General features: G+C 70.3%; 8 protein-coding genes. 1 reads left to right on the top strand and 7 read right to left on the bottom strand.

Going from position 1 to position 23,979, the window contains the following annotated elements:
- Positions 1–19 precede the first annotated feature (19 nt).
- The 4 genes from CMO28_RS11140 to CMO28_RS11125 all read right to left on the bottom strand — a co-directional run bounded on the left by CMO28_RS11140 (position 20) and on the right by CMO28_RS11125 (position 19,205).
- Complete coding sequence (locus CMO28_RS11140) at positions 20–16,900, bottom strand: autotransporter outer membrane beta-barrel domain-containing protein (RefSeq protein WP_296713416.1); 16,881 nt, start codon at positions 16,898–16,900, stop codon at positions 20–22.
- Between the two features lie 194 nt (positions 16,901–17,094).
- On the bottom strand, positions 17,095–17,658 hold the full coding sequence (locus CMO28_RS11135) for an invasion associated locus B family protein (RefSeq protein WP_296713414.1): 564 nt from the start codon (positions 17,656–17,658) through the stop codon (positions 17,095–17,097).
- Positions 17,659–17,939: 281 nt separating this feature from the next.
- Entirely contained in the window at positions 17,940–18,827 is an 888-nt protein-coding gene (locus CMO28_RS11130; RefSeq protein ID WP_296713412.1) for a universal stress protein, read from the bottom strand.
- Between the two features lie 33 nt (positions 18,828–18,860).
- Complete coding sequence (locus tag CMO28_RS11125; RefSeq protein ID WP_296713409.1) at positions 18,861–19,205, bottom strand: cupin domain-containing protein; 345 nt, start codon at positions 19,203–19,205, stop codon at positions 18,861–18,863.
- 207 nt (positions 19,206–19,412) lie between these two features.
- Here CMO28_RS11125 and CMO28_RS11120 point away from each other — a divergent pair, with 207 nt between their 5' ends.
- Positions 19,413–20,582: a zinc-dependent alcohol dehydrogenase gene (locus CMO28_RS11120; RefSeq protein ID WP_296713408.1), complete on the top strand. Its 1,170-nt coding sequence runs from the start codon at positions 19,413–19,415 to the stop codon at positions 20,580–20,582.
- A gap of 72 nt (positions 20,583–20,654) precedes the next feature.
- Here the strand turns inward: CMO28_RS11120 and CMO28_RS11115 are convergent, their stop codons facing one another.
- The 3 genes from CMO28_RS11115 to CMO28_RS11105 form a co-directional block, all read right to left on the bottom strand.
- Entirely contained in the window at positions 20,655–22,007 is a 1,353-nt protein-coding gene (locus CMO28_RS11115; RefSeq protein WP_062764332.1) for an ammonium transporter, read from the bottom strand.
- 313 nt (positions 22,008–22,320) lie between these two features.
- Positions 22,321–23,163, bottom strand: coding sequence for a TauD/TfdA dioxygenase family protein (locus CMO28_RS11110; protein WP_296713405.1), 843 nt, complete (start codon positions 23,161–23,163; stop codon positions 22,321–22,323).
- Positions 23,164–23,208: 45 nt separating this feature from the next.
- A complete protein-coding gene (locus tag CMO28_RS11105) occupies positions 23,209–23,973 on the bottom strand; it encodes a class II aldolase/adducin family protein (protein WP_322111336.1) in 765 nt (254 codons plus the stop codon).
- Positions 23,974–23,979: the final 6 nt, after the last annotated feature.

Genomic DNA, 23,979 nt, shown 5'->3' with positions numbered 1-23,979 from the left:
ATCGGTCCAGGCGCACCCGCTACCAGCGATAGCGCAGCGACAGGGTCCCGCCGACCGAGCGGCGTTCTTCCGACAGCTCGGAGTCGACGCTCAGCTGCAGGTCGAAATCCTCGTCCAGGCGATACTGCACACCGGCCCTGAGCACGGCGGCATCTTCCGGCACCTCGACATCGCTGCCCTGGAAGCCGATCCCGGGCAGTTCGGCCAGATGGCGGGTGATGTCGCGCTCGGGCCGGAATTCGTGCTTCCAGCCGGCGCGGAAGAAGGGCTCGATCCGGCTGCCGTCCTCGAACGTCACCGGGCCGCCGATCTGGAAGCCCAGCGTCATCGGCATCGAGATCGTGTCCGAGGCCTCGTAGACCACGCCGCCGCCATTGCCGAAGCTGTCGCGGGCCTCGTCCAGATGCAGACGGGTCGGCTCCACCGCCGCGAAGGGGGTGATTTTCAGCCCGGCGGCCAAGGGCAGGGCATAGCCCACCTCCAGCCGCGCACCCAGCGTGGTGCCGTCGAAACGGGTCACGGCCGCGCGGGGCATGCCCAGGAAGCGCAGATCGCGGGTGTAGCGGGTATCGCCCGTCGCGGCATAGCCGATGACCGAGGCATAGGCCTCGCCGAAGCGACGCAGACCATAGACGCTCACCCCGTACTGCTTGCCGGTGCCGCTGGCCGAGAGCCCGTCCAGGTCGTAGCTGGTCTCGCCATAGGTGAAGGCGCCGCCGACCAGGAAGCTGCCGTCATCGGCGCCGCCATCGATACCGATGGTGGTGCCGAAATAATGCCCGTCGAAACCGCCGCCGGTTTCATAGGCGCCTTCCGGCGTCATCCAGGCCCGTCCTCCGGCCGTATTGCCACCCTCGGACATCGTCGCCGTCTGGTCGAGCGCCGCCTCCCGGCTGCCGGGGGCCGCCGCTGCCGCCCCCATCCGCCAGCTGTCGAGCCGGCCGGTCACCGTCTGCATGGCGCGCGTGCTGGCGGTGAGCATGCTCTGGGGCACGCTGGCCGCCCCCGTATCGCCGACGCTGCGATAGCCGCGATCGAGGGTCGCCGTGTCGCTGATCGAGACCAGCCCGGCGGTGATCGCCTTGGAATATTCCGAGGCCGCCTCGCTCTGGACCCGGCCCAGCAGCTCACCGATCCGCCGGCCGAAGCCGCTGAGGCCCTCGGGCGTGAAATCGGCATCGGCCTGGATGCCCAGCCGGCCATCGGTGTTGGTCAGGCTGTAGCTCAGGATCGCGCTGGCGGGGGCCGAAAGCTGCAGATTGCCCGCGGCCAGCCCGGTATCCGAGACCAGGACATCGGCGATCGCCAGCCGGCCCGGCTTCACCGAACCGCTGTTGATCGTGGCGAGCGACAGCTTGCCGTCCATGCTGGCAGCGCCGGTGATGTGCAGCCCGTCGGCCTTGCCGGTCGCATGATCGACGCGCAGCTGCAGCTCGCCATCGGCAGACTGGGTGAAGCCGCCATTGATCGTGGTCGTGACCACGCCCGCGGTCGCCGATTGCAGCCGGCCGTGATTGACGAAGCTGCCGGTGCCGCCCAGGTCGATGCTCGCCCCCGAGTTGATCGTGCCGCCGGCCTGGTTGGTCAGCAGATTGGCGCCGCCGTCGCTGAGCTTGATGCTGCCGGTCAGCGTGCCCTTGTTGGTGACGGTGGTGTCGCCGATCCGGCTGTCGATCACCAGTCCGTCGCCGCCGGCGAAGGTCTGCAGCGTGCCGGCATTGGTGACCTCGTTGATCGGACCGTCGAGCAGCAGGGCATGGCCGTCGGCCGCGCCGGTGACCACCACGCCTTCGGCAATCTCCACCACCGGGTCGGTGGTGGAATGCGCCACCACCGCGCTGGCACCGGCGCCGCTGACCGTGATCGGGGCGTAGACATAGACCGAGACGGCGTGGCTGCTGCCGCCGCCATTGCCCGACAGGAACAGGGTGGTGGTGCCGTTGGTGACGATGCCGCCGCCGCCGGCCGCGGACTGGGCGACCACGCCATGGGCACCCGCCCCGGTGGTGGTGATGGGTGCGTTGACGCCCACCGTCACACTGCCGGCGCTGGCCTTGCTCGACGCATTGGCCGCCGCCGAGACCGTGCCGCCGGTGGTGAGCACCGTGCCGCCGCCGGAGCCGACGCTCTGCGCCAGAATGCCGAAGGAGTTCACGCCGGTGGTGTAGATCTGGCCGTTGCTGGTGATGGTGATGTTGCTGCCGTCGGCGCCGCTCGCCTTGTTGCCGACCCGGACGCTGGCGCCGGTGGCAGCCAGCGCCAGACCGCCGCCGCCGCCGATCGACTGGGCGACGAGACCGGGAGAGGCGGCACCGGTGGTGGTGATGGCTGCGCCATTGGTCACCGTCAGGGTGTTCGACTTGCTGGCGACCGTCCCGCCCAGATTGACCGAGGTGGCGTTGATGGCCGAGAGGCCGCCGCCGCCCGAGATCACCTGGGCGACCAGGCCCGGCGCGAAGCTGCCGCCGGTCTGGATGCTGCCGCCGCTGAGGGTCATGGAGACCGCGGCATTGCCGCTGGTGCCGCCGCCCGTGCCGCCCAGATAGACGCTGCCCGAGAAGACCGCACCGCTGGTGCCGGACACCGCCATCACGCCGCCGCCGCCGGTGATCGCTTGGGCGACCACGCCGGCCGCGTTGACGCCCTGGGTCAGCACTTTGGGCGCGCCGGTGATGGTGATGTCCTGGGCGGAACCCGCGCCGCCCTGCTGGCCGAGGCGGGCATTGATGCTGCCGCCCGAGGCCTGGGTTGCGATCGAGGCGAAGCCGCCGCCGCCGCCCACCGACTGCACCAGCACGCCGAGCGAATTGGCGCCCGAGGTCTGGATGACCGCATTGCCCAGATAACCCGCCACCGCATCATTCTGCGACGGCCCGCCATTGCCCGAACCGCGCACCGCGCCGAGCTGCAGGTTGACCGAGGCCGAGGACTGGGCGGCGGTGTTGGTCTGGGTGAAGAAGATGCCGTTGTTGCCCACCGACTGTGCGACCACGGCCGTTGCATTGGCTGCCGTCGTGGCGATGGTCTGGTTCTGGGTGGTGATGGAGACGGCGCCGCCGTTCAGATTGCTGCCGCCGCCGCCCATATTGCCGATGCCATAATTGGTGACATTGGCATCGGTGAAGACCGAGGCGACCACGCCGCCGCCGCCGCCCACCGACTGGGCCAGGATGGCGGTGGAGCCGACGCCGTTGGTGATGACGCTGGTCGGCACGTTCAGCGTCACGGCGCTGCCATAGGCGATGGCCGAGCCGAAATTGGCCGAGAGCTGGCGGTATTCCGAGAACACCGCACCGCCGGCACCGCCGATCGATTGGGCGAGGATGCCATAGGACACGCTGCCGACGGTCTGAACCGTGCCGCCGGTGCCGGTGGTGAGCCAGACATTGCCGGCATTGGAGCCGCTGACGGCCGAGTTGAAATAGACCTGACCGGCGCCATGGGCGAGACCGCCGCCGCCGCCGATCGATTGAGCGACGATGCCGGGCGAGGCGCCGCTATAGGTGGTGATCAGCGCCGAGCTTGTTGCCGAGACCGTGCCGCCATTGCCGTTGAGCGGCCCGCCCAGGCGGACGGCATCGGTATGGATGCCCGCAATGCCGCCGCCGCCCGCGATCGACTGCACCACCAGGCCGGGGGCGAAAGCGCCGCTGGTGGTGACGCTGCCGGCCGCCAGATAGCCATAGGCGGTGTTGGCATTGGCGCCGCTGCCGCCGGTGGCGCCGAGCGTCACCATGCCCGAGAACCAGGCGCCGGACTGAGAGGACAGGCTGGCGACGCCGCCGCCGCCCGAGATCGACTGCACGATCACGCCAGCGGCATTGGTGCCGCGGGTGACGATGTTCGCGGTGCCGCTGACGCTGGTCGGCATGGCCGATCCGCCGCCGCCGCGCTGGCCGATGATGCCGGCATCGATCCAGCCGCCTGTCGACTGGGTGGCGATGGAGACGATGCCGCCGCCGCCGCCGATCGACTGGCCGACCACGCCATAGGCATTGGCACCCGAGGTATCGATGGTGGTGACACCGCTGGCGCCCAGGGTGACGTTGGTGGAATAGGTGACGTTCTGGCCGCCGTCGCCCTTTCCGACCGAGGTGCCGAGATTGATCGCGGTGTGCACCGCCCCCTGCGAGGCGGCATTGGCCTGGGTGAAATAGGTGCCGCCGGCGCCCATCGACTGGGCGATGACGCCCGCGCCATTGGCGCCGGCGGTTGCGATGGTCTGGGTGCGGGTGGTGACGGCGACGGTGTTGCCGTTCAGCCCGCTGGCATTGGCGGCGTTCAGGGTAACGCCATAGCTGGTGACGTTGGCGTTCGAGAAGGCCGAGGCGATCACGCCGCCGCCACCGCCGATCGACTGGCCGACGATGCCGGCCGAGCCGGCGCCCGAGGTGACGACATTCGCCGCCGTGTCGATGACGATGCTGCCGCCATAGGCGATGCCGGTGCCGAAGCTGGCGGTCGCCTGGTTGACGGGGCTGAACACCGCGCCGCCGGCACCGCCGATCGACTGGGCCAGAATGCCGAAGGCGGTGGTCCCTTGAGTCTGGACCGATCCGCTGCCGGTGGTGGTGACCCTCACCTGTGAGGCGTTGGAGCCGCTGGGCGCGTTCAGGATGACGGCATTGCCGCCATTGGCGAGGGCCAGGCCACCGCCGCCGCCGATCGACTGGGCGACAATGCCGGCCGAAGCATTGCCGATGGTGCCGATGGCTGCACCGCTGCTGACGGTGACCGTGTTGCCGTTGCCGGCGACATAGCCGCCCAGATAGACCCCGCTGCTGTGAACGCCCGAAATGCCGCCGCCAGCGGCGATCGACTGCGCCACCAGGCCCGGGGCGAAGACGCCGCCGGTGGTGATGCTGCCGCCGGTGAGGTTGACATTGACCACCCCGCCATTGCCGCCGCCGCCAGTATAGGTGCCGAGCGTCACCGGCCCCGAATAGCCCGTGCTGCCCGACTGGCCGGCGACCACGGCGATGCCGCCGCCGCCGCTGATCGACTGCGCGACCACGCCCAGCGCATTGGTGCCGCGGGTGGTGATGTTCGCCGCCCCGGTGACGGTGGTGGCGAGGCCGACACCGCCGCCGCCACGGGCGCCGAGCCGGCTGCTGTCGATCGACCCGCCGGTCGACTGGGTGGCGATGGCATAGATGCCGCCGCCGGCACCCACCGACTGTGCGACCACGCCGAAGGCATTGGCGCCCGAGGTGTCGATGGTGGTGGCGCCGCCGCTGCCCAGCGTCACTTTGACCGAATCGCTCTGGCTGACACCGCCATTGCCGCTGCCGAGCCCGCTGCCCAGGTTGAAGGTGGCATGGATGCTGCCCTGGGCGGCGGTGTTGGTCTGGGCGTAATACACGCCGCTGGCGCCCACCGACTGGGCGATCACCGCCGCGGCATTGGCGCCGCCGGTTGCGATGGTCTGGCCATGGGTGGTGACCGCGACATTGCTGCCGTAATCGCTGCCGCCGCTGCTGCCATAGACATTGGCGACATAGCTGGTATAGGCGGCATCGGCGAAGCTGGAGGCGATGACGCCGCCGCCGCCGCCCACCGACTGGGCCAGAATGGCGGTGGAGCCCTGGCCGGTGGTCACCACATTCGCCCCGGCATCGACATAGACCCCGCCCGCATAGGCAGCCGAGGCGCCGAAGCTGGCGATGACGCCGTGATTGGGGGCCATGAAGGCACTGCCGCCGCCGCCGATCGACTGGGCCAGGATGCCGAAGCCCAGATTGCCGGTGGTCTGCAGCCAGCCATTGCCGGTGGTGGTGACCCCGACCGTGCTGGCATCGCTGCCGCCGGTCGTGCTGATGAACTGGGCATTGTAGCTGGTGAGCGCCAGGCCGCCGCCGCCGCCGATCGACTGGGCGACGATGGCGCTGGCGCCGATGCCGGACGTCGCAACCGGTGCCAGCGCCGTGACGCTGGCGACCCCGGCGATGCCGGCCGTGCCGCCGCCCATCTGCACCGTATCGGTGTTCACCGTCGAGATGCCGCCGCCGCCCGCGATCGACTGGGCGACGATGCCATGGGCAAACACGCCGGTGGTGGTGATGCCGCCGCCGCCCGAGAGGTTGACGGTGGCATTGCCGGCATTGTTGCCGCTGCCGCCGCGGGCGCCGAGGATTGCCGTGCCGGTGAAGAACTCCAGCCCGGGGGTCGCGACGGCCAGGATGCCGCCGCCATTGCTGACCGACTGCGCGACGATGCCGAAGGCGTTGTTGCCGCGGGTGACGATGCTGGCGGCGCCCGTCACCGTGGTCGCCATGCCCATGCCGTTGCCGCCGCGCTGGCCGAGCTGCACGCCCTTGACGTTGCCATAATTTGCGCGGGTGGAGATGGCGACGATGCCGCCGCCGCCGCCCACCGATTGGGCGACCGCGCCGAAGGCATTGGCGCCCGAGGTGTCGATGGTGGTCACACCACCTGCACCCAGCGTCACCTTGATCGCATCGGCGACATTGGCGCCGCCATTGCCACCCGCACTGACCGTGCCCAGATAGCCGCTGACGTTGATCGTACCCTGGCTGACGGTATTGGCCTGGGTGAAGTACACGCCGCCGGCGCCCACCGACTGGCCGACCACGGCTGCGGCGTTCACGCCCGAGGTCGCGATGGTCTGGTTGTGGGTGGTGACGGCGACGGTGCCGGCGTTCAGATTGCCGTTACCGGCGCTGTTCAGCCCCGTCCCGTAATTGACGAAGCCGTCATTCGCGGTAGTGGAGGCGATCACGCCGCCGCCGCCGCCGATCGACTGACCCAGGATCGCGACCGAGCCCGCGCCCGAGGTGACGACGTTCGCCCCCGCATCGACGGCGATATTGCCGGCATAGCCGATGCCGGTGCCGAGATTGGTGCTGAGGAGAGACGTCGGCCCGAAGATCGCGCCGCCGCCGCCGCCGATCGACTGCGCCAGAATGCCGAAAGAGGTGGCACCCTGGGTTTGAACCGCGCCGCCGCCGGAAGTCGTGACGGTCACCTGGCTGGCATTCGACCCGCTGGGCGTATTGGCGAAGGTGACGGCGCCGGTGCCGATGGCAAGCCCGCCGCCGCCGCCGATCGACTGGGCGACGATGCCGGCCGCCGCCGTGCCATAGGTGGTGACGGCTGCCGAACTGGAGACGGCGACCGTGCCGCCCTTGCCGGCCAGCACGCCGCCCAGCGTCACATCATTGGTGAGCACGCCGGAAATGCCGCCGCCGCCGGCGATGGACTGGGCCACCAGACCATGGGCATAGGCGCCGCCGGTGGCGATGCTGCCGCCCGACAGGTTGACATTCACCGCACGGGTATCGCTGCCGTTGCCGCCGGTGGCGCCCAGCCGGATATTGCCGGTGAAGGCCGCCCCCGACTGGCCCGACACCACGAAGATGCCGCCGCCGGTGCTGATCGACTGGGCGACCGCGCCCAGCGCATTGGTGCCGCGGGTCACGATATTCGCGGTGCCGGTCAGCGTGGTGGCAAGGCCCGTGCCGCTGCCGCCGCGCTGGCCCAGAATGGCGCCCTTGACCGTGCCGCCGGTCGCCTGGGTGGCAATCGCGACGATGCCGCCACCGCCGCCCACCGACTGGGCGATCGCCCCGAAGGCATTGGCGCCCGAGGTGTCGATGGTGGTGAGACCACCGGCACCGAGGGTGACCTTGATCGCGTCGGCGACATCCGCGCCGCCATTGCCGCCGGCACTGACGGTGCCCAGATAGCCGGTGACATTGACCGCGCCCTGGCTGGCGCTGTTCGCCTGGGTGAAGAACACCCCGCTGGCACCCACCGCCTGGCCCACCACGGCTGCGGCATTGGCGCCCGAGGTCGCGATGGTCTGGTTGCGGGTGGTGACGGCGACGGTGCCGGCGTTCAGATTGCCGTTACCGGCGCTGTTCAGCCCCGTCCCGTAATTGACGAAGCCGGCATTCGCGGTGGTGGAGGCGATCACGCCGCCGCCGCCGCCGATCGACTGACCCAGGATGGCGACCGAGCCCGTGCCCGAGGTGATGACATTGGCGCCCGCATCGATGCCGATATTGCCGCCATAGCCGATGCCGGTGCCGAGATTGGTGCTGAGGAGGGCCGTCGGCCCGAAGATCGCGCCACCACCGCCGCCCACCGACTGCGCCAGGATGCCGAAGGAGGTCGCCCCCTGAGTCTGGACCGCGCCGCCGCCGGTGGTGGTGACGGTCACCTGGCTGGCATTCGACCCGCTGGGCGTATTGGCGAAGGTGACGGCGCCGGTGCCGATGGCAAGCCCGCCACCGCCGCCGATCGACTGGGCGACGATGCCCGCGGCGGCCGTGCCATAGGTGGTGATCGCCGACGAGCTGGCAACGCTGACGGCGCCGCCATTGCCGGCCACCACGCCGCCGAATTTCACGTCATTGGTCAGCAGGCCCGAAATGCCGCCGCCGCCGGCAATGGACTGCGCCACCAGGCCATGGGCATAGGCGCCGCCGGTGGCGATGCTGCCATTGGTCAGGTTCACGGTGACCGTCCGGCCGTTGCTGCCGCCGCCGGCGGTGGCACCAAGCGTGACATTGCCGGTGAAGGCCGCGCCCGACTGGCCCGAAACCGCCAGAATACCGCCACCATTGCTGATCGATTGCGCAACGGCGCCCAGGGCATTGGTGCCGCGGGTCACGATGTTGGCGGTCCCCGTCAGCGTGGTGGCCATGCCGCTGCCGCTGCCGCCGCGCTGGCCCAGAATGGCGGTGCCGACGGTGCCGCCGGTCGCCTGGTTGGAAATTGCGATGATGCCGCCGCCGCCGCCGACCGCCTGGGCGACCGCGCCGAAGGCATTGGCCCCCGAGGTATCGATGGTGGTGACACCGCCCGTGCCGAGGGCGATCCTGATCGCATCGGCCTGGTCCACGCCGCCATTGCCGCTGCCGTTGGCGGTGCCCAGATAGGCCGTGACGCTGACCGCGCCCTGGCTGGCGGTATTGGCCTGGCTGAAGAAGGTCCCGCCCGCGCCGATCGACTGGCCGACCACGGCGGCGGCATTGGCGCCGGCGGTGGCGATGGTCTGATTGCGGGTGGTGATGGACATGGTGCCGGCATTCAGCCCGCTGGCATTGGCGCCGTTCAGCCCGACCGCATAAGAGGTGAAACCGGCATCCGACGCGGTGGAGGCGACCACGCCGCCGCCGCCGCCGATCGACTGGCCGAGCACGGCGACCGAGGCCATACCCGTCGTGATGACATTGGCGCCGACATCGACGCCGACACTCTCGGCATAGGCGATCGAGGCGCCGAAATTGGCGTCGAGCAGCCGGTTCGGCCCGAAGACCGCACCGCCGCCACCGCCGATCGACTGCGCCAGGATGCCGAAAGAGGTGGCCCCTTGAGTCTGCACCGCGCCGGCCCCGGTGGTGGTGACCAGGACCTGGCGGGAATTCGATCCGCTGGGCGCGCCGACGAAGTTGACCTGGCCGTCGCTGGTCGCGATACCACCGCCGCCGCCGATCGACTGGGCGATGATGCCCGAGGCCGAGGTACCATAAGTGGTGATGGCCGACGAGCTGGCGACCGTGACCATGTTGCCATAGCCGGCCACCACGCCGCCGAGCGTGAGGCTGGTGGTGCGGATGCCGGAAATCCCGCCGCCGCCCGCGATCGACTGGGCGACCAGACCATGGGCGTTGAAGCCGTTGGTGACGATCCGCCCGCCGGTCAGGTTGACGTTCACCGTGCCGCCGTCACCCGTGCCGCCACCGGTGGCGCCGAGCCGCGTGCTGCCCGAGAAGATGGCACCGGAGCCGGCGGCGGCGAGGGCGACACCGCCGCCGCCGGTGACGGACTGGACCACTGCGCCGATCGCATTGTCGGCATGGGTGATGATGCTGGCCGTGCCCGACAGGGTGACCGCGCGGCCGTTGCCGCCGCCGCCCGACTGGCCGAGCTGCGCCGTGGCCGTGGTGCTGCCGGCCGAGGTGGTCGCGAAGCCGGCGATGCCGCCGCCGCTGCCGATCGACTGGACGGCGACACCCATCGAATTGCGGCCCCAGGTTTCGATCGAGGTGGTGCCGCCGTTGTCGCCCAGGGTCAGCATCACCGCATCGGCCGCACTGGTGCCGCCGCTGCCGCCGCCCCGGCTGGCGCCGAGGGTGAAGGTGGGCGAAACCGCGCCCGAGATCTTGCCGGCGCTGAAGGTTGCGATACCGCCGCCGCCGCCGATCGACTGCACCACCAGGGCGCTGGCATTGTCGCCGCCGGTCTGGATCAGCGCCGAGGTGCCGCCGCCGGTGCTGACCAGGATCTTGCCGCCGTCGCCGGAACTGCTCGACGACGAGCCGAGGGCGAGGGTGGCTGAGGCCGAAGCGCGGGTGGCGCTGGTGATGTCGATGATGTCGGAAATGCCGCCGCCGCCGCCGATCGACTGGGCGATGACCGCACCGCTGCCGATGCCCGAGGCGGTGATGTCGCGGGTGATGTAAACGCTGACGGTTCCGCCCGAGCCCGAAATGCCGCCGCCGCCGCCGAGGGGGACCGGCGCCGAGATCTTACCGCCCGACGCGCTGGACTGGGCCGAGCCGCCGAGGCCGCCGCCGCCCACCGACTGAGCGACGATCGCATGCGAGGCGCCGGCCGCGGTGGTGATCACGCCGCGGCTGGTGACCGTGACGCCCTGGCCGTTCTGACCGCCGCCGCCCGATCCGCCGAGGGCCATGGCGAGCGAGGCTTCACCCCCCTGGGCGGAGGTTGAGGATGCGCCGCCGGCATCGCCGCCGCCGCCGCCGACCGACTGGGCAAAGATGCCGTGCGAGAGGAAGCCGTATGTGGCGAGCGTGCCGTCATTCACGACGTAGACGGCGCCGCCGGCCCCGCCATTGCCGCCCGATCCACCGAGCGCGAAACTGGTGGCATAGGCGCCGCTATTGGCATTGGTGGTGGCCGAGGCGCCGGTGCCACCGCCGCCGCCCACCGACTGGGCGTAGATCGCGGTCGCATGGGCGCCCGCGGTCTGGATGGTCGTGGCGCTGTTCACCGAAACCGTGCCACCGGACCCGCCGCCGCCGCCCGATCCGCCGAGGCCGGCCGACATCGCCACACCCTTGGAGGTGGAGGCAGAGGTACCGGTGGAGCCGCTGGAGACGCTGGCGCCGGGTTCGCTGTCATCCGCCTGGCCGGCGGTGGCCGAGGTGGTGACCGCGCCGCCATTGCCGCCGCCGCCACCCACCGACTGGACATAGATACCGTAGGAGAGATCGCCCCAGGTGGTGATCGAGGTGGGGTGCGCCTGATCGTTGTTGCAGATGTTGTTCGAAATGCTGCCGCAGACATTCACGCTGCCGCCGGCGCCGCCCCCGGCGCCCGATCCGCCGAGGCCGAGCGCCACCGAGGCCGAGCCGCCCGAGCCGGTGGTGGAGCTGGACGAGCCGCCATTGCCGCCGCCGCCACCCACCGACTGGGCATAGACCGCCGCCGCATTGGCGCCATAGGTGGTGAGCGTGCCGCCACCGAGGCCGACATTCACCGCACCGCCCGCGCCGGCACCGCCGCCGGTGCCGCCCATGGAGAGGGCGACGCTGGCCTTGCCGGCATCGGCATTGGAACTGGCCGAGCCGCCATTGCCGCCGCCGCCGCCGACCGACTGGGCGAAGATCGCCTGGGAGTTGAGGCCGCCCTTGCCGTCGGAGGTGCCGGTGGTGATGCTGGCCGAGTTGGTGACCACGATGCCGCCGCCGGCCGCACCGCCGCCGCCCGATCCGCCGATCGCGAGGCCGGCGGCATAGCCGCCATCGGCACCCGCCTGGCTGCCCTGAGAAGTGGAGCCGGTCTTGCCGGCCGAGGCCGAATTGTGGCTGCTGTTCGACTGGCCGGAGCCCGAGGTCGGCACGGCGCCTGTGGAGGCGCTGGTTGAGCCATCTTCTTCGTCTTCATCCGAGGCCGGGGCCGCGGTCGCGGCCGTGGTCGCCCCGCCGCCATTGCCGCCGCCGCCGCCCACCGACTGGGCGAAGATGCCGGCCGAATTGATGCCCGTGGTCCTGAGCGTGCCGAAATTCAGCACGGTGACCAGATTGGCCGCACCGCCGCCGCCGCCCGATCCGCCGAGCCCGAAGGAGAGCGCGCCCGATCCGCCGCTTTCGACGGTGCTGGAGGCGGCACCGCCATTGCCGCCGCCGCCGCCCACCGACTGGGCGAAGATCGCCGCCGATTGCAGGCCGCTGGTGGTGATGCTGCCGGTGTTCACGACCGTTGCGGTCGATCCGGCGCCGCCGCCGCCGCCGGTGCCGCCCAGGCTGATCGACCCCGCATAATTGCCGCCGGCCGCATTGGTGGTGGCAGAGCCGCCATTGCCGCCGCCGCCGCCCACCGACTGGGCGGTGATGCCGTTCGACAGCATGCCCGAGGTGGTGATGGTGGCGACGCTGCTGACCAGCACGGCGCCGCCATTGCCGGCCTTGCCGCCGGCACCGCCGATGGCGAGCGAGGCGCCGACGCCGTTATCGGCTTCCTCGTCGGTTGAAGCGGCCGGGCCGCTCTGCGAGAACTGGGCGGCCGTCGCGACCGCCGCACCGGTATTGGTCTGCTGGGCGAAGCCGGTGCCGGTATAGGCCGCGACACCGCCATCCAGCGCGCCGCCCTGCTGGCCGGTGGCCGAAGCGGTGGCCGTGCCGCCATCGCCGCCGCCACCGCCCACCGACTGGGCGAAGATCGCGGTCGACCCGGCACCGGTGGTGGCGAGCGTGCCGCCGGCAACCACCGTCACCGCATCGGCATTGCCGCCGCCGCCGCCGAAGCCGCCCACCGCCAGCGAGGCGGCGTATTTGTTGCTGGACGCACTGCTTTCCGAATAGCCGCCGCGGCCGCCGCCGCCGCCCACCGACTGGGCATAGATCGCGCTTGCATGGTTGCCATAGGTCAGAATGCTGCCGCCGGTGGCGGTAACGCCGCCCCAGGGATTGCTGCAGCTGCCCGAGCTGACATTGCCGCAGACGGTGACCTTGCCGCCGGTCCCGCCGGTGCCGCCGCCGCCGCCGACTGCGACCGAAATGGCGCCCGTGCCCGAAATCGCATTGGCATAGGCCGATCCGCCATTGCCGCCGCTGCCGCCCACCGACTGCGCCAGGATGGCGACCGAGCGGTCGCCGGCGCCCGGATTGCCCGGCGCGACGCCGGCCATGCCGGTCTGGATGCTGCCGGTCAGCGTGACGGCGACCGCGCCGGCATTGCCGCCGGCCGCACCCGACCCGCCGATCGCGACCGAGGCCGAACCGCTCTGGGAGTTCTCGCCGCCGCCCGAGGCCGAGGCCGCGAAGGCCGAGGCATTGCCGCCATTGCCGCCGCCGCCGCCGATCGACTGGGCGATGATGCCATAGGCATCGAACCCGCTGGTGACCAGGTTGTTGGCGACCGTCACCGAGACCGCGCCGCCATTCTGGCCCGACCCGCCGCTGCCGCCGGTGGCACCGGCCGCACCGACCGAGATCTTCGAGGCCGGGTTGCCGGTCGAGATCGAGCCGGAATAGGCGGCGCCACCGCTGCCGCCGGTGCCGCCGATCGACTGGGCGATGATCGCCGCGGCAAGATCGCCGGCGGTCGAAATGCCGGTATAGGTGTTGACCGTGACCGTACCGCCGGTGCCGCCGCTGCCGCCATAGCCGCCGACCGCGACGGCCGGGGCCGCGATGGTCGAACCGGCAGCCCCGGCGCTGAAGCCGCCGAGACCGCCGCTGCCGCCGATCGACTGCGCCACGATGCCGTGGGACAGAAGCCCGGTGGTGGTGATGGTGTCGTAGGTGGCAATGGTCACGCCGCCCGCGGCACCGCCGCCGCCGCCGCTGCCGCCCAGGCTGACGCCGGCCGAACCCAGCCCGCCCAGGCTGCCGGCGATGTCCCAGCCGCCATTGCCGCCGGCACCGCCGATCGACTGGGCCAGAACGCCGGCAGACTGATGGCCGGTGGTCGAGACCCGCCCGCCGCCCTGGATGGTGACGGTCACCTGGCTGGCGCGGCCGCCCTTGCCGCCGCCGCCGCCGATCGCGGCCGAGACCGCGCCGCTTTCGCCGAAGGAGCCGGCGATGGCGAAACCGCCCGAGCCGCCATTGCCGCCCATCGACTGGGCGACCACGCCGGGCGAGAGTGGGCCGGTGACGGTGAGGGCCGAATAATTGTCGACGGTGACCGTGCCGCCGGTGCCGCCATTGCCGCCGCCGCCGCCCACCGCCATGCTGGCGGTGCCGTTCGAGCTGAGACCGGCGGCACCCGAGAAGCCGCCCGAGCCGCCACCGCCGCCGATGGACTGCGCCAGAAGGGCAGGGGCATTGCCGGTGCTGGCGGCAGACACGTTGACCGCCGCCTGGTTGACCAGGGTAACCGCGCCACCGGCGCCGCCCGAGGCGCCGCTCCCGCCGGCGCCGATATTGGCCGAAACCGAGCCGCTGATCGAACCTGCGACCGCATAGCCGCCCGAGCCGCCGCCGCCGCCGATCGACTGGGCGGCGATCGCCGCGGCACCGCCGCCATAGGTGTTGATCAGCCCGGTATTCACCACGGAAACCGTGCCGCCGTTATTGCCGCTGCCGCCGGCACCGCCGATCGCGGCCGAGGCGCCGCTGGAATAGCTGAGCGCGCCCGAGGTGGTATAGCCGCCATTGCCGCCGCCACCGCCGATCGACTGCGCCAGAATGGCGCTCGCGCCGTAGCCGTAGGTGGTGATCGCGGCGGTCTGGCTGCTGTTTGCGGCATAATTGTGGGCGGTGACCGCGCCCGCGGCACCGCCGGCCCCGCCCGAACCACCCACGCCCAGCGACACCGCCAGCTGCGGGCTGGCCGAAAGCCCCAGCGCCGAGCCGCCGGACCCGCCGCCGCCGCCGATGGACTGGGCCAGAATGCCGTGCGAGCTGTCGCCCGAGGTGGTGATGACGCTGCCGGTGTTCTCGACGATCACCGTGCTGCCGGCACCCGCGGCGCCGCCGGATCCGCCGACGCCGAAGCTGAGGGCGCTGTTCGCGACCGCCAGGCTGGCATCGACCGTCGAGCCGCCGCCACCGCCACCGCCGCCGATCGACTGGCCGACCAGGGCCGAGGCGCCGACGCCGGTGGTGGTCAGCGTGATGCCGTTGGGGCTGACATAGACCTGGCCGCCATTGCCGCCCTTGCCACCCTTGCCGCCGTAAGACAGCGCGAAACTGCCCTGGAAGCCGGCTGCCAGCGAAACCGCATAGCCGCCCGAACCGCCGCCACCGCCGATCGACTGGCCGGCGATCGCCGAGGAGCCGTCGCCGACGGTCGAGATGGTCTTGCCCATGGTCAGCCCGGAAAGCCGGCCCTGACCGCTGCAGGCGCCGGCGGCGGAGGAATCGCCGCTGAAGCTGTTGCAGTTGATCGCGACCGACCCGGCCGAGCCGCCATCGCCACCCGATCCGCCATGGGAGAGCGAGGCGCTTTGCCCCGAACTGGCCGAGAGCGCCACGGCACCGCCGCCGACACCGCCGCCGCCGCCCACCGACTGGGCGAGGATACCGGCCGAGTTCACCTCGACCGTCGTGATCGAACCGGTGCTGAGCACGGCGACCGAACCGGCATTGCCGCCGCCGCCGCCCGAGCCGCCGACCGCGAAGGCGAGGCCCGAGCCTGAGCCCGAGAGCCCCATGCCGCCGACACCGCCGCCGCCGCCCACCGACTGCGCCAGCACGCCGACGGCACCGCCGGCCGAGTCGGTGGTGACGGGGGTGGTGGCGAGCGAGGGGATGCAGCCATTGCCGGTGCAGATATCGGCGGTGTTGTTCACCGCCACCGACCCGCCCGATCCGCCATCGCCGCCCGATCCGCCGACCGCGACCGACGCGCTGCTGCCTGAAGCCGAGAAGGCCATGCCGCCGCTGCCGCCGGCGCCGCCCACCGACTGGGCGAAGATGCCGACCGAGGATGGGCCATAGGCGGTGATGGTGCTGGAATTGTTGACCGTGACCAGGCTGCCCGATCCGGCCCTGCCGCCATCGGCACCCAGCGCCACCAGCCCGGCCGCGACACCGGCATTGCCGCCGCCGCCGCCGACCGACTGGGCATAGATCGCGGTTGCACCGGCCGCGGCCGAGGGGTTCGCGGCGCTGCCGACCGTCAGCACGCCGATATTGTTGATCGTGACCAGCCCGGCATTGCCGCCATAGCCGCCGCCGCCGCTATAGCCGCCGAAGGTGCCGTTGCTGCTGCCGCCATCGCCGCCGAAACCGCCGATCGACTGGGCGGCGAGCGGGGTGCCGGCCGCGGTGGTGATCGCGGCATTGTTGGTGATGGTGACATTGCCGCCGGCACCGCCGGGCACGCCGTCGCCGCCATTGCCCCAGAGGCCGCCATTGTTGTTGCCGCCATCGCCGCCCTGGCCGCCGGCGCTCTGCGCCACGATGCCCAGCGACGATGAGCCGCCCTGGATGTTCAGCGCCATGTTGTTGGTGACGGTGACCGTGCCGCCGGCACCGCCCGACCCGCCGTCACCGCCATGGGCGCCGGGATCGTTGGTGTTGCCGCCGGTGCCGCCGGTGCCGCCCTGGCTGTAGGCGACGACGGTGGTGTTCGCGATCGGGTAGGTGGCGGAACTGGTGCCGTTGAGCGTGACGGTGACGGCACCGCCGGTGCCGCCGGTGCCGCCGCCGCGGCCATTGCCGCAGACGCCGGTCTTGTCGGAACCACCGGTACCACCCGTGCCGCCGGTGCTGCCGGCGACCACCAGCGTGCCGCCATAGGCGGTGGTGGTGGAGATGTCGGGCGTGACGGTCGCGGTCACGGCGGTACCGGTCGGGCCCTGGCCGCCACTATCGGGCTTGTCGCAGCTGAAGCCGTTGAAGCTGGCGTTCGATCCCTTGGATCCGGTGCCGGGCGAGGGCTGCTGGTTGACATAATAATAGGCCGGCCCGGTCGAGACCTCGGCATTGCCGGCAAATGCCGGCCCGGCCGTGATCATAGCTCCCGTGATCAGGCATCCCGTGACGCCGAGACCGAGGAGGGCCCCGATGGCCGTCATGTTCCCGCAATTCAGGAAGGAACCCGACTTCGCCATCGGTCTTGCCTCTCGTGTCGTCGGCCCGGCGGTCAGTGCCGCCGCCGTTCAGGTCTGTCGTCTGCAATCGCCCGGTCGTACCGGGCGGGCCTCTGAACTCACTTCACCGCGTCGAAGGCGGCGGTGAAATCGATCAGCATATGGGGGAAGGTCAGCACGGCGCCGTTGCCGGCGACGGCGCGGACCGACATCACCTTGCCGGCGCGCATCGCTTTCAGAAGATCGTTGCTGAGCGGCAGGGCCGCGAAGCAGCCGCGGCCGTCACAGGACCGCACGGTCACCGGCACCGGCGTGGCGTCATCCACCGCCAGGGTCACGGGCTCGGTCAGGGTCAGGCCGGTCGGCAGCTGCAGCACCAGTTCCGGCTTGCGGCTTTCGCCCGGCACGCTGACCACCGCCACCGACATCAGCTGGCCGTTATCGCTGTTGAACAGCCGCTGCTCCATGGTGCAGTCGGCCGCGACGGCGCGTCCGCGCGACACGCAGGTCACCGTCCAGGCCGGGGCCGAGCCGTCCACCTTCTGCGGTTCGGCGGGGGCATCGGCCGGCTTTGCGGCGGGCGCGCTCTGCGCCACCGCGCCGGCGGTGCCCGCCAGGCCGAGGGTCGCCGCAAGCGTGGCGGCAAGAAGAACCAGACGGGCGGTGGAGCCGCGCTGCATCATCGTAAGGACGTCCCGGGAAGGATATGTCGGACAGGGGTCAACACGGGCCTGTCGAGGCCCGTGCCTCATCATCCTTCACCAAAGCTTTGCATCACGCAACAGTAAAGCCTGATCGTCACACAACGGCTGTTAAGCTGTGCGCCAGATGATGCTTTACGCCCCGGATTTCCTGATTTTTAACCATATGAAGCGAAGGTCACATACCGTGTTTCATGTCGCGAATTCTGCGCTGCAAATGGTGGTTTACATGCGCCGCGCCGCCGCTTGACGGCGGCCGCCGATCAGTGGCCGCGCGGCACGACCAGAACGTCGGGCTCCACCCTCGCCAGGATGCGTTTGGCCATGCTGCCCAGCACCGCCTCGGCCACCACACCCTGGCCGCGGGTGCCCAGCACCACCAGATCGGCATGGTCGCGGGCCAGTTCGGTCGCCACCGCATCATCTGCCGGCCCGGGCAGCACGATGCGCGTCAGCCCGTCGAGCCGGGCGGTCGGCACCGCCAGCGCGTCGATTTCATCCGTCAGCCGGCGTGCCGCGGTATCGCCATGCGCGCGGATCTGAACGGCCGGATCGGTCGAGATCTTCTGAAACGGGGTCTCGAAGGCGTGGATCACCGTGGCCGGCACCTCGGGCAGCAGGGTCAGCGCCGCCTCGGCCGCCCGGCGGGCAGGGGCCGAAAGATCGGTGGCGATCAGCATCCGGCGATAGGGGCCGGTCGCCCGCCGCCGCACCACCAGCACCGGCACGGCCGATCGGCGCAGCAGCCGGTCCACCGTATCGCCCAGCAGCAGCCGGCCCAGGGGCTCGCTGCGGGCAAGGCCGGTGACGATCAGATCGAAGCCGTCGTCTTCGGCGATCCGGCGGATCACCGCCGCCGGGTCGCCATCCGCCACCCGGGTGCGGATGGTGACGGGGCCGGACGGGGCGCCGATCTCGGCCAGCACGGCCGCCGGCAGATCGGCCAGCAGCCGGGCTTCGGCCTGTCGCAGCCGGTCTTCGGTGCCGATCTCTTCGGCAGCGTCGGCCTCGCTCACATGCAGCACCGTCAGCGCCGCCCCGGTCTCGCGGGCCAGCGCCACCGCCCGGTCGAGCGCCCGATCGCTGCGGGCGCTGAGATCGGTGGCGAGCAGAATGCGGGCAAGCGGATGGGGGGCGGCAGGGGTCGGCATGATGTCCTCCTTGGTCGCAGCGTCGGCTGAACCTTACCCCGCCCCCTCGCTGCCCGCCATCTCGGTGCCCAGATGTACCGCCAGCCACACCGTCGGCTGATGGTCGTCCGTCCAGCTGACCCGGTGGCGCAGCCGGGCGGGCAGCATCACATGGTCGCCCGGGCCGAGCACGGTTTCGCCCTGGCCCTCGATCAGCAGCCCGGCCGATCCGGTCAGCAGCAGCACCCATTCATCCCAGCCCTGATCGTCCCACTCCCCCTCGGGCGTGGCCTGGCCCCACGACACGATCCGCTCGATGCGGATGCCGGGGCGGGTCAGGATCTCGGTGAAGGCCTCGTCGATCGAGCGGGGCGGCAGGGGGGAGAGCAGGTTGGGCATGGGGGTCCGGATGATGGCGGGTGCGGATGGGGCGATCTCGCGGGGGCATGCTCCACTCCAGGCCGTGGCGTGGGCGCTGTCAACGGCTTTCGCATCTGCAGTATCGCCCGGCAGGGGCGGCCCGGGAACAGCCGGTCCGGCGCGTCGTTGTCGTCCAACGGGGCGCGGGTCGGCCGCGCCCCTCGTTCAACGCGAAACGAGGTCGAGATGAAGGCGCTCACCTGGCACGGCAAGGGCGATATCCGCTGCGAAACCGTTCCCGATCCCGCCATCGAACACGGCCGGGACGCGATCATCCGCGTCAGCTCCTGCGCGATCTGCGGATCGGACCTGCATCTCTTCGACGGGGTGATGCCGTCGATGCATCATGGCGACGTGCTGGGGCATGAAGCGATGGGCGAGGTGGTAGAGGTCGGGCGCGACAATCAGGCGCTGTCGGTCGGCGATCGGGTGGTGGTGCCGTTCACCATCTCCTGCGGCGAATGCTTCTTCTGCCGGCGGGGTTTCTTCTCGGGCTGCGAGCGCTCCAACCCCAATGCGGCCGATGCGAAGAAGCTCTGGGGGCAGTCCCCGGCGGGGCTGTTCGGCTACTCCCACCTGCTGGGCGGCTATGCCGGGGGGCAGGCGGAATATCTGCGCGTGCCCTATGCCGATATCGGGCCGATCCGGGTGCCGGACGGCATGCCCGATGAACAGGCGCTGTTCCTGTCGGACATCTTCCCCACCGGTTATATGGCGGCCGAGTTCTGCGACATCCAGCCCGACGACACCATTGCCGTCTGGGGCTGCGGGCCGGTCGGGCAGATGGCGATCCGCAGCGCCTTTCTGCTGGGGGCCGGCCGGGTGATCGCCATCGACACCGTGCCCGAGCGTCTGGCCATGGCGCAGGCCGCCGGGGCGCTGACGCTCGACTTCATGGCCGAGGACATCTACGACCGGGTTCAGGAACTGACCCGCGGCCGCGGCGCTGATGCCTGTATCGACGCGGTCGGCACCGAGCCCGAGACCAGAAGCGGGCTTGATGCCGTGATCGACCGGGTGAAGGTCGCAGCTTTCATGGGCACCGACCGGCCGCATGTGCTGCGTCAGGCGATCCAGTGCTGCCGCAATTTCGGCACGGTCTCGATCGTGGGCGTCTATGGCGGGCTGCTCGACAAGATCCCGATGGGCTCGGCGATCAATCGCGGCCTGACCTTCCGCATGGCCCAGACGCCGGTGCAGCGCTATCTGCCGCGGCTGATGGAGCTGATCACCTCGGGCCGCTTCGATCCCTCTTTCGTCGTCACCCATCAGGCCGGGCTGGACGCCGGGCCCGATCTCTACGCCACCTTCCGCGACAAGGCCGATGGCTGCGTGAAGGTGATGCTGCGGCCCTGACAAAAACCCCCGCCGTCCGATGGATGGCGGGGGTTCCGGTTGTACTGACCAGCCCCTGGCGGGGCGGCGGGATCAGTTGTGATAGGCGGCCTCGCCGTGGCTGGACAGGTCCAGGCCCTCGGTCTCGGATTCCTTGCTGACCCGCAGGCCGACGATCAGATCGACGATCTTGTAGAGGATCAGGCTGCCGATGCCCGACCAGGCGATGGTGACCAGCACGGCCAGGATCTGGGTCCAGACCTGGTCGGCCATGGTCACGCCGTCGGCATAGCCGATGCCGCCGAGCGACGCGCTGGTGAACACGCCGGTGCCGACCGCGCCGACGATGCCGCCGATGCCGTGCACGCCGAACACGTCCAGGCTGTCGTCATAGCCAAGCTTGTTCTTCACCACGGTCACGAAGAAGTAGCAGATCGCCGAGGCGATGATGCCGAGCACGATCGCGCCCACCGGGCCGATCAGGCCGGCGGCCGGGGTGACGGCGACCAGGCCGGCGACGATGCCCGAGGCGGCGCCCAGCATCGAGGCCTTGCCGCGGGCGAGGCTTTCGATCACCACCCAGGCGACCAGCGCGCCGGCGGTGGCGGTGAAGGTGTTGATCATGGCAAGTGCTGCACCGCCGGTGGCTTCCAGGTTGGAACCGGCGTTGAAGCCGAACCAGCCGACCCACAGGATCGAAGCACCGACCATGGTCAGCGTCATCGAATGCGGGGCCATCATGTCACGGCCGAGACCGGTGCGCTTGCCGACCATGATGCAGCCCACCAGGCCCGCGATGCCGGCATTGATGTGCACGACCGTGCCGCCGGCGAAATCCAGCGCGCCCCAGGCGAAGAGCATGCCGTCCGAATCCCACACCATGTGGGCGATCGGGAAGTAGACGAAGGTGACCCACAGGATGACGAACAGCACCACCGCCGTGAAGCGCATGCGCTCGGCGAAGGCGCCGACGATCAGCGCCGGGGTGATGCAGGCGAAGGTCATCTGGAAGCAGATGAACACGTATTCCGGGATCACCACGCCGTCGGTGAAGGTGGCGGCGACGCTGTCCATGGTGACGCCGGCGAGGAAGGCCTTGTCGAGCCCGCCCCAGAACATGCTGGGGGCATCGCCGAAGGCCATCGAATAGCCCCAGAGCGTCCAGACGATGATCACCACGCCGGTGATCATGGTGCACTGCATCAGCACCGAGAGCATGTTCTTGGCGCGTACCAGGCCGCCATAGAACAGTGCCAGACCCGGCAGGATCATGAAGAGGACCAGGATGGTGGAGACCATCATCCAGGCGGTATCGCCCTTGTCCATCGTCACGGCGGCCTCGGTGGCCGCCTCTGCGGCTGCGGGTGCCGCATCCTGCGCCCAGGCCGGCAGCGCCGACAAGGCGAGGGCGGGCGCCGCAGCGAGTAGGGTTTTCAGGTGCTTCATTACTATCCCCTGGTCCTCGAGGAACTGCATGACTGCGAAGCGGTCGAAAGTCGGTCTTCATCGGCGGGCCGGACAGGCCCGGACGCGGCCACCGCCCCTTAAGGCAAACTTCGCGCCAATTTCGGAAGTCACGGAAAACTCACCCGAAAAACCCTGGTCGGCCACGGCGGTGCAGCATGGTGCACGCTCATTGAATGATCAGACGCCTAAAATGCAGGCAATTGTCACATATGGGCAGAGACGCAGATGCCGCCCCGTCCGGGCGAACGGGGCGGCATGCGGCGCAGCTTCTGCGGCGGGTGGACCCGGCCGGTCAGACCGGCCGGTCGGTCCCCTTGATCGTGGTCCGGTGCATGATCCGCCGGTACTTCACGTCGTCATAGGGGGTCGCCTTGTGCATGGTGCAGCGGTTGTCCCAGATCAGCAGATCGCCTTCCTGCCATTTGTGGCGGTAGACGAATTCGTCGGAAATCGCATGGGCGTTGAGCGTGGCGAGCAGGGCTGCCGCCTCGTCCGCCGGCAGGTCCAGGATCTCCTTCACGATATCCTCGCCCACATAGAGCGACAGCCGGCCGGTCTCGGGATGGGTGCGCACCACCGGGTGCACGACATCCGGGGTGGCGGCGCGCTGGGCATCGGTCAGCGGCTCGCGATCGCCGAAGGCCTTGTCGTAATAGCCGGCATAGGAATGCACCGCCTTCAGATGGCGGATCTTCGCCTGCATCTCGGGGTCGAGCGCCTCCCAGGCGGCATGCATCGACGAGAACAGGGTGTCGGCGCCTTCCGGCGGGCATTCGCGGGCGTAGAGCACGGATCCGAAGCAGGGGATCTCCAGATAGGACCAGTCGGAGTGCCAGTTCCAGCCCTCCTTGTGGTTGCCGATCGAGCGGCCGGCTTCCTTGACGTTCGACAGCACATAGATTTCGGGATGTGCCGTCGTCAGGTACTGGGTCAGCACGTGGATCTGCAGATCGCCGAAATGGCGCGAGAAGGCGACGTGCTGGGCCTCGGTCAGGTTCTGGCCGCGCAGCAGCAGCACCGAATGCGTGTTCAGCAGGTCGCGCATCTCCGCGACCATGGCATCGGAAATCGGCGCCGAGGCGTCGACGCCCAGGATCTCGACGCCGATCACGGGCGAGAGTTCCTTGATCTCCATGAGACTGATCCTTCCGTGCAGACGTGGGGGAATTGTCGGTCGTCGTCAGTCGGCGTAGCCGGGGGCCACGTCGTCGAGCAGGCGCAGGAAGCCCGGCCATTCGCGAAAGCCCGGGCGTTTGATGTCGCCGGCGAATTCGGTGAACTGGCGGGCGGCCTTTTCCGAGACCTCGGGCGGCGGCAGGGCCAGGCTGCCGCCGGATGCCGCCGCGGCCGCCTGGGCCTTCAGCTGGATCCGGGCCGCGCGTTCGAAGTAATAGGCCAGCATGAAGGCCTCGGGGATCGTCTGGCCCACGGTCAGGAAGCCGTGATTGCGCAGCAGCAGCACCCGGTGCGGCCCGATATCGGCCACCAGCCGGTCCTGTTCCTCCAGATCCAGCGCCACGCCTTCATAGGGGTGGATGCCGATTCGGTTGTGGAAATGCATGGCGAACTGGCTGACCGGCAGCAGCCCTTCGGGCAGGGCCGAAACCGCGGTTGCCGCGTCCGAATGCAGATGCAGCACGCAGATCGCATCGGCGCGGGCGCGGTGAATGGCGGCATGGATCACGAACCCGGCCCGGTTGACCTCGCCCGCGCCATTGCACAGCTTGTTGCCCTCAAGATCGATCTTGAGCAGCGAGCTTGCCGTGATCTCGCGGAAGAACATGCCATAGGGGTTGATCAGGAAGTGGTGATCGCTTCCCGGCACCCGGGCGGAAATGTGGTTGTAGATCAGGTCGTCCATGCCGAAATGGGCGACGAGGCGATAGCAGGCGGCCAGCTGACGGCGCAGCTCGTCTTCGGTCGCGGGATGGTCGGAGACGGACATCATGTC

Origin of the sequence: Tistrella sp., assembly GCF_002684955.1 — a bacterium.
Classification (GTDB): Bacteria; Pseudomonadota; Alphaproteobacteria; order Tistrellales; family Tistrellaceae; genus Tistrella; species Tistrella mobilis.
Note: the sequence above shows the minus strand (reverse complement) of the source record. Positions and strands in the feature narration are given on the sequence as shown.

What these genes read in the sequence shown, in the direction of transcription:
- CMO28_RS11120 (WP_296713408.1), top strand. Translation starts at nt 19,413, where the DNA reads ATGAAGGCGCTCACCTGGCACGGCAAGGGCGATATCCGCTGCGAAACC.
- CMO28_RS11115 (WP_062764332.1), bottom strand. Translation starts at nt 22,007, where the DNA reads ATGAAGCACCTGAAAACCCTACTCGCTGCGGCGCCCGCCCTCGCCTTG.
- CMO28_RS11125 (WP_296713409.1), bottom strand. Translation starts at nt 19,205, where the DNA reads ATGCCCAACCTGCTCTCCCCCCTGCCGCCCCGCTCGATCGACGAGGCC.
- CMO28_RS11135 (WP_296713414.1), bottom strand. Translation starts at nt 17,658, where the DNA reads ATGATGCAGCGCGGCTCCACCGCCCGTCTGGTTCTTCTTGCCGCCACG.
- CMO28_RS11140 (WP_296713416.1), bottom strand. Translation starts at nt 16,900, where the DNA reads ATGATCACGGCCGGGCCGGCATTTGCCGGCAATGCCGAGGTCTCGACC.
- CMO28_RS11130 (WP_296713412.1), bottom strand. Translation starts at nt 18,827, where the DNA reads ATGCCGACCCCTGCCGCCCCCCATCCGCTTGCCCGCATTCTGCTCGCC.
- CMO28_RS11110 (WP_296713405.1), bottom strand. Translation starts at nt 23,163, where the DNA reads ATGGAGATCAAGGAACTCTCGCCCGTGATCGGCGTCGAGATCCTGGGC.
- CMO28_RS11105 (WP_322111336.1), bottom strand. Translation starts at nt 23,973, where the DNA reads ATGTCCGTCTCCGACCATCCCGCGACCGAAGACGAGCTGCGCCGTCAG.